The 14477-nt window shown below is 40.2% G+C and carries 8 protein-coding genes, 27 tRNA genes and 2 rRNA genes; all 37 read left to right on the top strand.

The annotated features are described in order from the left end of the window. Positions 1–1665: ribosomal RNA gene (locus WS44_RS06825) — 23S ribosomal RNA — on the top strand; the annotation flags it as partial. A 69-nt stretch (positions 1666–1734) separates the two neighbouring features. Next, positions 1735–1851 (top strand): 5S ribosomal RNA (rrf, locus tag WS44_RS06820). Between the two features lie 4 nt (positions 1852–1855). Further along, positions 1856–1928: transfer RNA gene (locus tag WS44_RS06815), tRNA-Val, on the top strand. Positions 1929–1930: 2 nt separating this feature from the next. Continuing rightward, positions 1931–2003, top strand: a tRNA-Lys gene (locus WS44_RS06810). A gap of 13 nt (positions 2004–2016) precedes the next feature. Next, positions 2017–2098, top strand: a tRNA-Leu gene (locus WS44_RS06805). Positions 2099–2122: 24 nt separating this feature from the next. After that, positions 2123–2195: transfer RNA gene (locus WS44_RS06800), tRNA-Thr, on the top strand. Positions 2196–2205: 10 nt separating this feature from the next. Then, a tRNA-Gly gene (locus WS44_RS06795) sits at positions 2206–2277 on the top strand. Positions 2278–2288: 11 nt separating this feature from the next. Then, a tRNA-Leu gene (locus WS44_RS06790) sits at positions 2289–2374 on the top strand. 8 nt (positions 2375–2382) lie between these two features. Continuing rightward, a tRNA-Arg gene (locus WS44_RS06785) sits at positions 2383–2456 on the top strand. 5 nt (positions 2457–2461) lie between these two features. Beyond that, positions 2462–2535, top strand: a tRNA-Pro gene (locus WS44_RS06780). Positions 2536–2566: 31 nt separating this feature from the next. Beyond that, a tRNA-Met gene (locus WS44_RS06775) sits at positions 2567–2640 on the top strand. A 12-nt stretch (positions 2641–2652) separates the two neighbouring features. Next, positions 2653–2726, top strand: a tRNA-Ile gene (locus WS44_RS06770). Positions 2727–2752: 26 nt separating this feature from the next. After that, a tRNA-Met gene (locus tag WS44_RS06765) sits at positions 2753–2826 on the top strand. A 3-nt stretch (positions 2827–2829) separates the two neighbouring features. After that, positions 2830–2903 (top strand) — tRNA-Asp (locus WS44_RS06760). A 6-nt stretch (positions 2904–2909) separates the two neighbouring features. Then, positions 2910–2982, top strand: a tRNA-Phe gene (locus tag WS44_RS06755). A gap of 20 nt (positions 2983–3002) precedes the next feature. Beyond that, positions 3003–3073, top strand: a tRNA-Gly gene (locus WS44_RS06750). Between the two features lie 5 nt (positions 3074–3078). Continuing rightward, a tRNA-Ile gene (locus WS44_RS06745) sits at positions 3079–3153 on the top strand. A gap of 2 nt (positions 3154–3155) precedes the next feature. Next, positions 3156–3245 (top strand) — tRNA-Ser (locus WS44_RS06740). A 169-nt stretch (positions 3246–3414) separates the two neighbouring features. Further along, on the top strand, positions 3415–3837 hold the full coding sequence (locus WS44_RS06735) for a (deoxy)nucleoside triphosphate pyrophosphohydrolase (protein WP_013437267.1): 423 nt from the start codon (positions 3415–3417) through the stop codon (positions 3835–3837). Positions 3838–4474: 637 nt separating this feature from the next. Next, a tRNA-Glu gene (locus WS44_RS06730) sits at positions 4475–4546 on the top strand. Between the two features lie 35 nt (positions 4547–4581). Next, positions 4582–4668 (top strand) — tRNA-Ser (locus WS44_RS06725). Positions 4669–4677: 9 nt separating this feature from the next. Further along, positions 4678–4751 (top strand) — tRNA-Met (locus WS44_RS06720). A gap of 3 nt (positions 4752–4754) precedes the next feature. After that, positions 4755–4828: transfer RNA gene (locus WS44_RS06715), tRNA-Asp, on the top strand. 6 nt (positions 4829–4834) lie between these two features. Further along, positions 4835–4907 (top strand) — tRNA-Phe (locus WS44_RS06710). A gap of 7 nt (positions 4908–4914) precedes the next feature. Then, positions 4915–4996: transfer RNA gene (locus tag WS44_RS06705), tRNA-Tyr, on the top strand. Between the two features lie 4 nt (positions 4997–5000). After that, positions 5001–5071, top strand: a tRNA-Trp gene (locus tag WS44_RS06700). A 12-nt stretch (positions 5072–5083) separates the two neighbouring features. Further along, a tRNA-His gene (locus WS44_RS06695) sits at positions 5084–5156 on the top strand. 7 nt (positions 5157–5163) lie between these two features. Beyond that, positions 5164–5235, top strand: a tRNA-Gln gene (locus WS44_RS06690). Between the two features lie 23 nt (positions 5236–5258). After that, positions 5259–5329, top strand: a tRNA-Cys gene (locus tag WS44_RS06685). Positions 5330–5369: 40 nt separating this feature from the next. Further along, a tRNA-Leu gene (locus WS44_RS06680) sits at positions 5370–5454 on the top strand. Positions 5455–5576: 122 nt separating this feature from the next. Beyond that, complete coding sequence (locus WS44_RS06675) at positions 5577–6740, top strand: glycosyltransferase family 4 protein (protein ID WP_013641552.1); 1164 nt, start codon at positions 5577–5579, stop codon at positions 6738–6740. 13 nt (positions 6741–6753) lie between these two features. Then, on the top strand, positions 6754–7797 hold the full coding sequence (locus WS44_RS06670; protein ID WP_046433796.1) for a glycosyltransferase family 4 protein: 1044 nt from the start codon (positions 6754–6756) through the stop codon (positions 7795–7797). Then, a complete protein-coding gene (locus WS44_RS06665; protein ID WP_013641554.1) occupies positions 7797–8822 on the top strand; it encodes a lysylphosphatidylglycerol synthase transmembrane domain-containing protein in 1026 nt (341 codons plus the stop codon). The genes WS44_RS06670 and WS44_RS06665 overlap by 1 nt, the downstream gene beginning before the upstream one ends. A gap of 71 nt (positions 8823–8893) precedes the next feature. Further along, positions 8894–10954, top strand: a complete 2061-nt coding sequence (locus tag WS44_RS06660) for an LTA synthase family protein (protein WP_013437271.1) — start codon at positions 8894–8896, stop codon at positions 10952–10954. A gap of 67 nt (positions 10955–11021) precedes the next feature. Beyond that, positions 11022–11255: a preprotein translocase subunit SecG gene (gene secG, locus WS44_RS06655; RefSeq protein WP_013437272.1), complete on the top strand. Its 234-nt coding sequence runs from the start codon at positions 11022–11024 to the stop codon at positions 11253–11255. 71 nt (positions 11256–11326) lie between these two features. Continuing rightward, complete coding sequence (gene rnr / locus WS44_RS06650; protein ID WP_013437273.1) at positions 11327–13669, top strand: ribonuclease R; 2343 nt, start codon at positions 11327–11329, stop codon at positions 13667–13669. Positions 13670–13681: 12 nt separating this feature from the next. After that, on the top strand, positions 13682–14140 hold the full coding sequence (gene smpB, locus WS44_RS06645; protein WP_013641556.1) for an SsrA-binding protein SmpB: 459 nt from the start codon (positions 13682–13684) through the stop codon (positions 14138–14140). Positions 14141–14477 lie beyond the last annotated feature (337 nt).

Below are 14477 nucleotides of genomic sequence, written 5' to 3'. Positions count from 1 at the left end.
AGGCTAATCGAGAGGATAGTTGGAGCGCTTAGAAGTGAGAATGCCGGTATGAGTAGCGAAAGATAGGTGAGAATCCTATCCGCCGAAAGACTAAGGTTTCCTGGGGCAGGCTCGTCCGCCCAGGGTAAGTCGGGACCTAAGGCAAGGCCGAGAGGCGTAGTCGATGGATAACAGGTAGAGATTCCTGTACTGTGTTCAATCGTTATGAGCAATGGAGGGACGCAGGAGGCGAAACACGCATCGAGCTGGATCGATGTTCAAGCAGCGAGTGCGGTTAAGAGTCAAATGCTTCTAACCAGCAACATGAGCTGTGATGAGTAGCGAAGTAAAAGTAGCGAAGGTGATGTAGTCACACTGCCAAGAAAAGCTTCTAGCCAGAGAGAACATACCCGTACCGCAAACCGACACAGGTAGTCGAGTGGAGAACACTAAGGTGAGCGAGAGAACTCTCGTTAAGGAACTCGGCAAAATGACCCCGTAACTTCGGAAGAAGGGGTGCTGGCCATGAGAGTGGTTAGCCGCAGTGAATAGGCCCAAACAACTGTTTATCAAAAACACAGGTCTCTGCAAAATCGTAAGATGACGTATAGAGGCTGACACCTGCCCGGTGCTGGAAGGTTAAGAGGAGAGCTTAGCGCAAGCGAAGGTTTGAATTGAAGCCCCAGTAAACGGCGGCCGTAACTATAACGGTCCTAAGGTAGCGAAATTCCTTGTCGGGTAAGTTCCGACCTGCACGAAAGGTGTAATGATTTGGGCACTGTCTCAACGAGAGACTCGGTGAAATTATAATACCCGTGAAGATGCGGGTTACCCGCGACAGGACGGAAAGACCCCATGGAGCTTCACTGTAGCTTGATATTGAGTATCTTTTAAACATGTACAGGATAGGTAGGAGCCAAGGAATGCAGGACGCTAGTCTTGCAGGAGGCAATGTTGGGATACTACCCTTGTTTGAAGGATGCTCTAACCTCGACCTGTAAGCCAGGCCAGGGACAGTGTCAGGTGGGCAGTTTGACTGGGGCGGTCGCCTCCTAAAGTGTAACGGAGGCGCCCAAAGGTTCCCTCAGAATGGTTGGAAATCATTCGCAGAGTGTAAAGGTATAAGGGAGCTTGACTGCGAGAGAGACAACTCGAGCAGGGACGAAAGTCGGGCTTAGTGATCTGGTGGTACCGTATGGAAGGGCCATCACTCAACGGATAAAAGCTACCCTGGGGATAACAGGCTTATCTCCCCCAAGAGTTCACATCGACGGGGAGGTTTGGCACCTCGATGTCGGCTCGTCGCATCCTGGGGCTGAAGTCGGTCCCAAGGGTTGGGCTGTTCGCCCATTAAAGCGGCACGCGAGCTGGGTTCAGAACGTCGTGAGACAGTTCGGTCCCTATCCGTCGTGGGCGTAGGAAATTTGAGAGGAGCTGTCCTTAGTACGAGAGGACCGGGATGGACGCACCGCTGGTGTACCAGTTGTTCCGCCAGGAGCATCGCTGGGTAGCTATGTGCGGAAGGGATAAGCGCTGAAAGCATCTAAGTGCGAAGCCCCCCTCAAGATGAGATTTCCTTTGCGTAAGCAGTAAGACACCTCAGAGACGATGAGGTAGATAGGCTGGGAGTGGAAGTTCTGTGAAGAATGGAGCGGACCAGTACTAATCAGTCGAGGACTTGACCAAAGCGAAGCGATCTGAAAAGGTTTTTTGCGAAAGATTATGTTTAGTTTTGAGCGTAGTAGCTCAAAAGAGTACGGTGGCGAAAGCAAGAAGGATACACCTGTTCCCATGCCGAACACAGAAGTTAAGCTTCTTAACGCCGAAAGTAGTTGGTGGGCAACTGCCTGCGAGGAAAGGAAGCTGCCGTGCTCATGGAGGATTAGCTCAGCTGGGAGAGCATCTGCCTTACAAGCAGGAGGTCACAGGTTCGAGCCCTGTATCCTCCATCGAGTCGTTAGCTCAGTTGGTAGAGCAACGGACTTTTAATCCGTGGGTCGAGGGTTCAAGTCCCTCACGGCTCATGACCCTATATTTGCGGGTGTGGCGGAATTGGCAGACGCGCTAGATTTAGGTTCTAGTGTTTTCGGACGTGTGGGTTCAAGTCCCACCACCCGTATTGCCAACCACATGTTGACATTTTGCCGATTTAGCTCAGTTGGTAGAGCATCTGTCTTGTAAACAGGGGGTCGTACGTTCAAGTCGTATAATCGGCATTTATATTTTGCGGAAGTAGTTCAGTGGTAGAACATCACCTTGCCATGGTGGGGGTCGCGGGTTCGAATCCCGTCTTCCGCTTTCATCAACACGCCGGAGTGGCGGAATTGGTAGACGCACGGGACTTAAAATCCCGCGGTTGGTTTCAACCGTATCGGTTCGACTCCGATCCCCGGCATTGATGATGCGCCCTTAGCGCAACTGGATAGAGTGTCTGACTACGAATCAGAAGGTTGAAGGTTCAAATCCTTCAGGGCGCATATAACGGGAAATGGCTCAGTTTGGTAGAGCACCTGGTTTGGGACCAGGGGGTCGCAGGTTCGAATCCTGTTTTCCCGATTGTATCTAATGGTAATTAGTTACATATTTTGGCGGTGTAGCTCAGCTGGCTAGAGCGTCCGGTTCATACCCGGGAGGTCGAGGGTTCGATCCCCCCCGCCGCTATATTGTAAACTTGGACCTTTAGCTCAGTTGGTTAGAGCAGACGGCTCATAACCGTCTTGTCGTAGGTTCGAGTCCTACAAGGTCCATTAATTACGGATAGTTTAATAATTATCGCGGGATGGAGCAGTCTGGTAGCTCGTCGGGCTCATAACCCGAAGGTCGTTGGTTCAAATCCAGCTCCCGCAATTTGGTCCATTGGAGCAGTGGTTTATCTCGCCTCCCTGTCACGGAGGAGATCGTGGGTTCAAATCCCACATGGACCGTAAGATGGCTCGGTAGCTCAGTTGGTAGAGCAAAGGATTGAAGCTCCTTGTGTCGGCGGTTCGATTCCGTCCCGCGCCACTCATTTTTTTATATTAGGTGCGGGTATAGTTTAGTGGTAAAACGAAAGCCTTCCAAGCTTTAGTCGCGAGTCCGATTCTCGTTACCCGCTTTTATGGGCCTATAGCTCAGCTGGTTTAGAGCGCACGCCTGATAAGCGTGAGGTCGATGGTTCAAGTCCATTTAGGCCCATTGGAGACTTACTCAAGTGGCTGAAGAGGCGCCCCTGCTAAGGGTGTAGATCGGGTTATTCCGGTGCGAGGGTTCGAATCTCTCAGTCTCCGTAATATTATTTGAAGCTCGTTTATCGAGCTTTTTTGTTGCTAAAAATAAATAGTAGACCTAGTTTTGAAATAGAGTATCAAGACTAGGTCTTTTTTATCTGGCTGAAACATATTATTTCCTAAGGATTGATTAGTGTAGAATACAATTAAGAACATTTAGGAGAATAAAATGGCAAAGAAAATTATCAAAGTTGCAGGTGTAGCAATTATAGATCAAGATAAAAATAAAGTATTGGCCGGAAAACGCAATGCTGATCGATTAGTAGGCGGAATGTGGGAGTTTCCCGGTGGAAAGATAGAGAAGGGCGAGACACCTCAGGAAGCCGCTAAAAGAGAACTTAAAGAGGAATTCCATGATGAAGTACAAATTGGACCACAATTGGGTGAAACAGTAAGTTATGAATATGATTTTGGAATAGTTAAATTAACAGTTTTCTTTGCAAAATTGTTAACGAATAATTTTGATCTTGTTGCTCATAGTGAGGTGGAATGGTTATCCGCTGATGAAGTTCAGAAATTAAATTGGGCACCTGCTGATGCTCCGTTAGTCAAAGAATTAGCGCGAACAAACTTTAGAGATATTAAATTCTAATAGTCGCCTATTAACTTAGATGTATTTTGGTTTGACGGAAGCAGAAGGTTATTGTTCTGCAATTATTGATGTTCTAATCTAATTTCTGGTTGTGCGTTAGTTAATCAAACAGTATGATCAAGATAATTTGACAGAGTCAAAAATAGGTGAAGATAAGCCTGCAAATAGTGTATGGCCTAATAGAATGGTCGAAGAAGTATAAGACGTCATAGACAATAAAAATAAGACATTGATTATTTCTTCCCAGGGTGCAGAAAAAATATTTAAGTTTTTTTATGTCTAAATAGTCATTTTAGAAAAGTAATGAAGAGGGTAGACAAGAAAAGCAAAACTAAAACAGTAAAAGTTGTTTAGATGAATTTGAAATTAACTACATCAGTTGATATGAATACATATTACATGCCGACGAAAATGAAGTATAAAAGTAGTGGTGTAATGTCTCTATTACAGCGTATTTGCACTTTTTTGCAAAAAAATAAAAAAAGTACTTGCATTTCAGCTGCATATCTATTAATATTAAATACGTTGTGATTGAGAGATCGCCTAAGCAATTGAGTTTTGAAAGAAAGTTAAAAAAGCACTTGACTTTTAAGACTTGATTCGGTATTATAATTAGGTGCTCTTGATTAGGAGACATGACCCGTTGGTCAAGTGGTTAAGACACGGCCCTTTCACGGCCGTAACATGGGTTCAAATCCCGTACGGGTCATTTGCCAGTTTAATATATTTTGGCATTAAGCTAATGGAGGATTACCCAAGTGGCTTAAGGGGACGGTTTTGAAAACCGTTAGGCGGTTATGCCGCGCGTGGGTTCAAATCCCACATCCTCCTTAATATTATCGCGGGATGGAGCAGTCTGGTAGCTCGTCGGGCTCATAACCCGAAGGTCGTTGGTTCAAATCCAGCTCCCGCAATTTGGTCCATTGGAGCAGTGGTTTATCTCGCCTCCCTGTCACGGAGGAGATCGTGGGTTCAAATCCCACATGGACCGTAAGATGGCTCGGTAGCTCAGTTGGTAGAGCAAAGGATTGAAGCTCCTTGTGTCGGCGGTTCGATTCCGTCCCGCGCCATCAAGCTGGAGGAGTAGCGAAGTGGCTAAACGCGGCGGTCTGTAAAACCGCTCTCTCTGAGTTCGGCGGTTCGAATCCACCCTCCTCCATAATAGGGATATCGTATAATGGTAGTACATCGGTCTCCAAAACCGCTGATGTGGGTTCAATTCCTACTATCCCTGTTTACCTTCATGGCGGAATTGGTGAAGGGGTTAACACACCGGTTTGTGGATCCGGCATGCGTGGGTTCGAATCCCACATTCCGCCCTAGTATTGGGATATAGCCAAGTGGTAAGGCATTAGACTTTGACTCTAACATGCGCTGGTTCGAATCCAGCTATCCCAATTCTAAATAATTTTATAACTTATGGCGGTGTAGCCAAGTGGTAAGGCAGAGGTCTGCAAAACCTTAATCGTCGGTTCGAGTCCGACCTCCGCCTTATCAACCGAATAAGTTGATTATTTAAAAATTAATATTATGGCGGTGTGGCGGAATTGGCAGACGCGTCAGACTCAAAATCTGGTGTCCATTACGGACGTATCGGTTCGACCCCGATCACCGCTATCTTTTATAAGCGATCCATTAAGTTGGATCGCTTTTTTTTGTTAAGATATGTTATTAATTTAGTATTTAAAATTGCACATAGTTTGAGTAATCTTTATAATGCTAAATATGGAGGTATTTAAATGAATATTGGTCTTTATACCGATACATATTTTCCCCAGATAAGTGGCGTGGCTACTTCAATAAAGACGTTAAAAGACGCCTTGGAAAGACAGGGGCATAATGTATTTATTTTTACCACAACAGATCCAAATGTAAAAAAAGGGACAGTGGAGCCAAATGTCTTTCGTTTTAGCAGCATACCGTTTGTTTCGTTTACCGATAGAAGAATAGCCTTTAGAGGGTTGTTCGAAGCTACAAAGGTTGCTAAAGAAGTAAATTTGGATATTGTTCATACACAAACCGAATTTGCCTTGGGAAGTATTGGAAAATATGTAGCTCACCAATTAGATATTCCCGCTATTCATACATACCACACAATGTATGAAGATTACTTGCACTACATTCTTAATGGTCACTTACTTCGTCCATACCATGTTAAACAATTTGTAAAAAGCTATTTGAAAAATATGGATGGCTGTATCGCCCCTAGTGGTCGAGTAGAAGATTTGTTGCACCGTTATGGCGTACAAATTCCTATTAGAGTTATTCCTACTGGCGTAGATATTCAGGGAATAAATTGCGACGCAAAACGTGATGTGCGAAAAGATTTAGGCATTGCTAAGGATGTGCCAGTAATCTTGACATTGAGTAGAATTGCAGCTGAAAAGAAAATAAATCATATTTTAAATGTGATGCCCGATATTATTGAAGAATTTCCAAATGTTAAATTTGTGATTGCTGGTGATGGACCAGATGTTGATGTTCTAAAAGATCAAGTAGAACGTTTAACTTTGGAAGATTATGTGATTTTTGCCGGGAACGTTGAACACGGCGATGTCGGCAACTATTACCGCATGGCAGATCTTTTTGTTTCGGCCAGTGATACAGAAACTCAAGGGCTTACTTATATTGAAGCATTAGCTGCTGGTACTCCATGTGTAGTTTATGATACTGATTACACAGAGAATATTTTTGATAAAGAAATTTTCGGTCGTACCTTCACTACTCAAAAAGAAATGCTAGAAGAAATTATTGAATTGCTTAAAAAAGGGCGCAGAAAAATTCCTCAGGAAGTTTTACAAAATAAATTGCAAAAAATTTCCTCTGATCAATTTGCTACAGATGTATATAATTTTTATCAATATGCAATTGATAATTATCAGCCTAAGCACGAAGATTTATAAAAAGAGGATGTAGATGATTAGAATTAATATGTTCTCGCAAGCAGATTCAGTTAAGGGTCAGGGTGTTGGCTCTGCTTATAATGAATTAATCAAATTGCTGAGAACGCATTTAGTAGATGAATTTTATGTAACGATTAATAAATATGGTAATAGTGATTTGACCCACTACCATACAATTAATCCAACTTACTATGCCAACAGCTTTTCACCAGCTCGTGGTAGAAAAATAGGCTATGTACACTTTTTACCTGATACGCTTGAAGGTTCTATTAAGTTACCTGGTGTTGCTAAAAAGGTCTTTTATAATTACGTAATTGATTTTTATCAACGAATGGATCAAATCGTTGTAGTTAATCCAATTTTTATTGATAAATTGGTTGATTATGGCATTGATCGTGACAAGGTAAAATACATTCCTAATTTTGTTTCTAAGGAAGAGTTTTACGAAGAATCACTTGCAAGTAAAAATGCTTTTCGTCATGAACTAGGTATTCCACTTGATAAATTCGTTGTGTTTGGCGACGGACAAGTTCAAGAACGTAAGGGTATTGATGATTTTGTTAAAATGGCTGAAGCTAATCCTGATGTGCAATTTATTTGGGCTGGTGGCTTTTCATTTGGCAAAATTACGGATGGATATGATCACTACAAGCAGATGGTCGACAATCCACCTAAGAACTTAACTTTTGCCGGACTAGTTGATCGTGCTAAGTTGGTTAATTACCTGAACATTGCTGACTTGTTTGTCTTACCATCATATGATGAATTGTTCCCAATGTCTGTCTTAGAAGCATTTAGCTGTGGTACGCCAGTTTTGCTGCGTGACCTTGATTTGTATAAGGCAATTATTGACGGATATTATATGAGCGGTAAAGACTTCGGCGAAATGAATCAAGTTTTGCAGAAAGCTGTAAAAGATTCACAATTATTAAAGAAGTATAGTGAATTGTCCAATAAAGCTAGTCAAGAATATTCTGAGGAACGATTAGCTAAAATTTGGAATGAGTTTTATCATGAGCAATACAAATTAGGAAAAGAATTAGGGCAAATTCGCTAATGAATAAAAAACATTTATGGGGCGTTCTGATTGTTTTGGCAATCAGTGCCTTTGTTCTATATACGGACTTAAAATCTACGCCATTATCAGAGATATTGGGAGCAGCTCATGGCCTCAATATTTGGGCATTGATAATGGTGTTCGGTCTAATGCTTTTATCCTATGTTTGTGAAGCTGGAATATTGGCAACTTTGGCCCATCGTAAAGATGAGCCTAAACGATCGGCCTGGTCTTTTTTGCGTATTCCTATTATTCAAGCTTTATTTAATGCGATTACGCCAATGTCGACAGGGGGCCAACCTTCGCAACTTGCTGCAATGATCCAAATGGGCATGGAAGGTGGACGTTCAACATCTATCTTGTTAATGAAATTTATCATTTATCAGATAGTTGTGTTCTTCGCCTACGTCTTTACGATTATTTTTGGCTTCCATACAGTAATGACTAAGTTTGCCGGCCTAGCTGTATTTATAGCGATTGGCTTTTTAATTCATATTAGTTCGATCATTTTCTTACTCGCGATTATGTTTGCCTACCGTTTTACCAAAAGAGCAACTAATTGGGTGATGGATTTATTAGGCAAATTTATGAAAAAGGAACGTGTTGAAAAATGGCGTACAGCTACTTTAGAAAAAATCGATACGTTTTATGCAGAAAGTCAAAAACTCAAAAAAGAAAAGAATAAACTAATAATTTCGTCCATTTTAACTGTTTTACAGTTATTGTTCTTTTACTCGATCCCGTTTATGGTGCTGACAGCATTGAATGTTCCATGTTCATGGAGCAGCGTCACGCAGATGAATATTATGGTTATTATGTTTATGGCAATTATTCCAATTCCTGGTGCTTCAGGTGGAGCGGAATATAGTTTCCAAACATTGTTTTCTACTTTTGTTTCATCGCATGGTGCTTTAATTCTTGCAATGTTTGTTTGGCGTTTTGCAACTTACTTTTTCGGTATGATTTTAGGAATTTTCGGTTGGATTTTTAAGCCGAAAAAGATAAAAAGTACAGAAAGTAATTAATTTTTATTAAAAGAAATGAGTCTTGCTCAAATCCGTAGTAAGATAAAATACCGTAACGAGAGGAGAGAGCAATGGAACGTATCAAGTCTTTTTTTAAATGGCTAACGCAAACCAAACTTGGATTTTTTACGATTGTTTTAGTTTTATTTTGGCTGAAAACATACTTTATTTATTTGACCAAGTTTAATTTAGGTGCAGTTGGTCCAATGCAGCAATTTTTGCTCTTAATTAATCCTATTCCTTCAGGGATGCTCCTTTTAGGAATCGGATTGTTCTTTAAAGGGCGGAAATCGTATTGGATAGTTTTGATAATTGATTTCATCCTGACACTATGGCTTTTTTCAAATATTCTTTATTACCGAGAGTTTTCAAACTTTTTGTCATTTTCAATCATTAAGACATCAGGTTCAACTTCAGATAATTTAGGAAAAAGTATTGCAGGGATAACTTTAGCAAGTGATTTCTTGGCCTTTGCTGATATCGCGATAGTTATTGCATTGCTGCTTACGAAAGTTATCAAGATAGACGTTCGTCCTTTGAAGCTTAAGGTAAATCTTTTAATTGAACTTTTAGCAGCTAGTCTAATGGGATTAAATCTGTTAATGGCTCAAAAGGATCGTTCAGGTCTTTTAACAAGAACTTTTGATAATAACTACATTGTTAAATATTTGGGAATCAATGAATATGCCGTTTATGACGGCTATAAGACAGCGCAGACTAGTGCGCAGATGGCTAAGGCTAATGTTTCTGACTTACGCTCTGTTAGAAACTATTTGAAAGCCAATTATGTTAAACCAAATCCTGAATATACTGGCGTAGCTAAAGGAAAGAATGTTTTAATCATTCACCTAGAAAGTTTCCAGCAATTTTTGATTGGCTATAAGTGGAAGGGTAAAGAAGTAACGCCTAACTTGAATAAGATCTATCATCAAAAAGATACTATTAGTTTTGATAATTTCTTTAATCAAGTAGGTCAAGGTAAGACTTCCGATGCAGAAATGATGCTTGAGAACTCACTGTATGGTTTGCAATCAGGCTCTGCAATGTCTACTTATGGTACTTCCAATACTTTTGAAAGTGCCCCAGCAATTTTGCATCAAGAAGCAGGCTATACTACTGCTGTAATGCATGGTGGTGCTGGATCATTTTGGAATAGAAATAATGCTTATAAGTCATTTGGCTACCAATACTTTATGCCACTTTCCTTTTATAAAAATAAGCCAAGCTATTACATCGGCTATGGCTTAAAGGATAAGATCTTCTTTGACCAATCAATCAAGTATATTGAACGTTTGCCACAACCATTTTATTTGAAGATGATTACGGTAACGAACCACTATCCATATCAACTTGATAAGAAGAATCAGACCATTGATAAAACCAACACGGGGGATGAAACCGTTGATGGTTATGTTCAAACAGCGCACTATCTTGATCAAGCCATTGGTGAACTAATGCGGTGGATGAAGAAGACCGGTCTTGATAAGAACACTTTGGTTGTTCTCTATGGTGACCACTACGGAATCTCAGGCAACCACCATAAAGCAAGTGCTGAATTGCTTAAGAAGAAGTCATTTAATGATTTTGATAATTTACAATTCCAAAGAGTCCCATTGATGTTCCATATGAAGGGACTTAAAGGTGGCATTAACCATACTTATGGCGGTGAAATTGATGTTTTGCCAACACTGCTTAATTTGCTTGGTGTAAATGATAAGGGAACTATTCAATTTGGCTATGATTTGTTGAGTAAGCATACGCCTCAAATTGTGGCACAGAGAAATGGTGACTTTATTACGCCAGAATACTCTAAAGTAGGCAGCAATTATTATGACACCAAGACAGGACAGAAGATAAAACCCGATAAGAAGTTGAAGACTAAACTTACTTCGATTTCTAATCAGGTTACTACACAGCTTTCTCTGTCTGATCGTGTGATTAACGGTAATTTGTTGCGGTTCTATCGTCCTAAGTGGTTTACTAAAGTGAAACCTAAAGATTATGATTATAACAAGGAGCCGTCATTAAAACGTCTATATGATGATCCAAGCAAGACCTCTCTTTGGTATAAGAATCATAAGAAGACAACTCAGAAAGATTTCAAGACAGATGCTCCTGAGTTAAAAAAATAACTGCAAAAAATAGCAGTTTGTGATAAAATTGATAGGTAAATCGTATGTGTATATTGGAGGCAGCGCATTGTATAATTTAGTTATGACGCTACTAATCATTGTTTCAATTTTAATCGTTATTGCAACAATGATGCAGCCACAAAAACAACAAGATGCATTGAACGCCTTATCAGGCGGAGCCGTTTTTAGTGGTCAAACCAAAAAACGTGGTTTTGAAGCATTTATGGAAAAAGTAACCTCAGTTTTATTGGTATTCTTTTTCGTCTTTGCTATTATTCTAGCTTACATGTCTTCAAAATAAATTTTGTACCTCCCGATCAGTATGATGGGGAGGCTTTTTTTTATATTAAATAAAGATCGGAGATTAATTACATGGCACAAAACGAAAAAATTTTGGCCGGTGTTTTAGAAATTTTTCGCCATAATCCACAAAAACAATTTCGTGTAGATCAAATCGAACGAGAAGCACGTCGTGATAGATTAGGTAATTTTACTGAATTAATTAAAGCTCTCTCATTTTTAGAGCATGAAAAAAAGATTATTACAGATGGTAAAGGACAATATAAATTAGCTCAAGAAAATACCATCGTTGAAGGAAACTTTAGAGCTAATGATAAAGGCTTTGGCTTTGTAAAACTTGATGATGAAGAAGCCGATGATGTCTTTATCGCCGCCGACTATACTAAATACGCTGTTGATGGCGACCGAGTAAAGGTTAAGATTACAGCTGGGGGCAACCCATGGAATGGTAAGGGCCCAGAAGGACAAATCGAAGAAATTCTTGAACGTGGCCTTGAAAGTTTAGTTGGTGAATTTCACCCATTAACTGATGAACAAAGAAAAGTCAGTCATTTCATTGGTTATGCTATTAGTAACAACAAGAAGTTACATAAATACCGTGTTTACTTATCTGAAAATGGTTTAATCCCACAAATGGGCGACATGGTTAAGGTATCAATTAAGGACTACCCTGACAAAGATAATCCTGAATCAATGACAGGTGCTGTTATCAAGATCATTGGTAATAAAAATGATCCTGGCGTTGATATTATGTCAATTGTTTCAGCTCATGATGTCAGAACTGATTGGCCTCAAGATGCAATGGCACAAGCTAATGCAATTCCAGACCATGTTACTGAAGAAGAGAAAAAAGGCAGAGTAGATATTACTGATCAACCTGCCGTAACTATTGATGGGGATGACTCAAAAGACTTTGACGATGCCGTAGTTTTATGGAAACTTCCTAACGGCAACTACCATTTAGGAGTTCATATTGCGGATGTATCTCACTATGTAACTGAAAATACTCCTTTGAATGAAGAAGCCTTTGCTCGTGGCAACAGTACTTACTTGGTTGATCGAGTTATTCCAATGTTGCCATTTAGACTTTCAAATGGTATCTGTTCCTTAAATGAAGGTGTAGACCGTCTTGTCTTATCTTGTGACATGGAAATTACGCCTGAAGGTAAGAGAGTAGGCTACAAGATTTATCCTGCTGTAATGCGCTCACATGGACGTATGACTTACAACAAGGTTAACCAAACCTTGAAGGGCGACATGGACGGTTTGGAAGATAAATACGTCAAATTACGTCCAATGCTTATTGAAATGGCTGATTTGCATGCTATTTTATACAAGCAACGTCATGCACGTGGTGCGATTGACTTTGAAGAACCAGAAGCAAAGATTATTGTGGATGATCAAGGCAAGCCAACTGATATCGTTCTTCACGAACGCGGTACAGCCGAAAAGATGATCGAGTCCTTCATGTTAATGGCAAATGAAACTGTCGCAGAAGATTTCTACAAGAAGCAAGTTCCATTCTTATACCGTGTTCACGAAACTCCAGATTCTGAAAGAATTAGAAACTTCTTTGAATTCTGTAGTGCATTTGGCTTAAATATTCATGCAGACCCAGAGAACGTTAAGCCATTAGATTTGCAAAAAGTAGTATCTAAGACAACTGGTACACCTGAAGAAGCAGTTGTGCAAATGATGATGTTACGTAGTTTAAAGCAGGCCAGATACTCTGAAGAAGCTTTGGGACACTTTGGCCTTGCAGCTAAATACTACACCCACTTTACTTCACCAATTAGAAGATACTCTGACTTGATGGTACACAGAATGATTCATGCGTACCAAGAAAAGGGTACTAGTGAAGACATTCAAAAACACTTTGCTGGATATTTGCCAGATGTTGCGGAACAAACTTCTACACAAGAAAGACGTTCAATTGATACTGAACGTGAAGTAAACGATTTGAAGATGACAGAATACATGGCAGATCAAGTGGGAGAACACTTTGATGCCGTAGTATCTTCAGTTACTAGTTTCGGGATGTTTATTCAACTGCCTAATACCATTGAAGGCTTAGTGCATATTTCTAACTTAACTGATGACTTCTACAGCTTTAACGAGAAATCATTGACTTTGACGGGCCGTGGTACGCATAAACAATACAAGATAGGGATGCCAATTAAGGTTACCCTTATTAATGCTAACGTTGAACAGCATCAATTGGACTTTGAAGTTTATGACCCTAATGCACCTAAGAGAAAACATCGTGATAGAGGGATGAATAACCGTCGTCGTGGCAATAGAGGTTTCCATAATGATCATGGTCACCGTGGTGGTGGCAACTATAATAGTCGCGGAGACCGTAGAAGTCATGGACGTGGCAATAATAGAAGAAACCAAAGAAATTTTAAACATTAAGGAGTGACCTTAATGAAAAAAGAAAAAGACGAAAACTTAATTGCACAGAATAAAAAAGCACGCCACGATTATTTCATTAAAGAAACATATGAAGCTGGTATTGCTTTAACTGGGACAGAAATTAAGTCCGTGCGTGCCCGTCGTATCAATTTACGCGATGGCTACGTGCAGATTATTAATGGCTCGGCTTTTTTGGAGAACGTGCATATTAGTGAATATAAGCAAGGCAATCGATATAATCACGAACCACTTAGAAGTCGCCGACTTCTTTTACACAAAAAGGAGATTAATCGATTAGCTAAAGCACAAGCCGAACGTGGTATTGCAATTATTCCATTAAAGGTTTATTTGAAGCACGGTTTTGCTAAAGTTTTAATTGGCGTAGGTCAAGGTAAAAAAGAATATGACAAGCGTCAGACAATTAAAGAAAGAGACCAAAAACGCGAAATTCATCGCAGATATGGTATTTAGACAAGTTCACGATCAGAAGATCGTGGACTTTTTTGTTTATTTTGAAAAAAACCAAAAAAATTTTGACGAAAAATGGGCAAAATTTGAGCAAATTTCGAACGATTAGTTGCGTTAAACTTTTAGCGTTAAGAAAATGATTGTCGATTGAGGGATGCAATTTTAGAAGTGGTTACAACTAAACCACGCGTTTCATAAGTAAAGCGAACGAAGGGGCAAACTTGCAAGAAGAGCAGAAATGGGGTAAATTAATAAAGTCGTTTCGAGAGATGCGGCACAGCTTGAATAAGAAGCCTGAGCAAAGGAAAAATCAATAAAATGAAAAAAGTACTTGCAAAAG

The sequence above is a fragment of the Lactobacillus sp. N54.MGS-719 genome, assembly GCF_000980505.1.
Lineage (GTDB): Bacteria > Bacillota > Bacilli > Lactobacillales > Lactobacillaceae > Lactobacillus > Lactobacillus amylovorus.
This window is presented reverse-complemented; position numbering and strand designations above follow the sequence as displayed.

Coding starts and splice junctions, on each gene's coding strand:
- WS44_RS06735 (WP_013437267.1), top strand. CDS start 3,415: ATGGCAAAGAAAATTATCAAAGTTGCAGGTGTAGCAATTATAGATCAA.
- WS44_RS06675 (WP_013641552.1), top strand. CDS start 5,577: ATGAATATTGGTCTTTATACCGATACATATTTTCCCCAGATAAGTGGC.
- WS44_RS06670 (WP_046433796.1), top strand. CDS start 6,754: ATGATTAGAATTAATATGTTCTCGCAAGCAGATTCAGTTAAGGGTCAG.
- WS44_RS06665 (WP_013641554.1), top strand. CDS start 7,797: ATGAATAAAAAACATTTATGGGGCGTTCTGATTGTTTTGGCAATCAGT.
- WS44_RS06660 (WP_013437271.1), top strand. CDS start 8,894: ATGGAACGTATCAAGTCTTTTTTTAAATGGCTAACGCAAACCAAACTT.
- rnr (WP_013437273.1), top strand. CDS start 11,327: ATGGCACAAAACGAAAAAATTTTGGCCGGTGTTTTAGAAATTTTTCGC.
- smpB (WP_013641556.1), top strand. CDS start 13,682: ATGAAAAAAGAAAAAGACGAAAACTTAATTGCACAGAATAAAAAAGCA.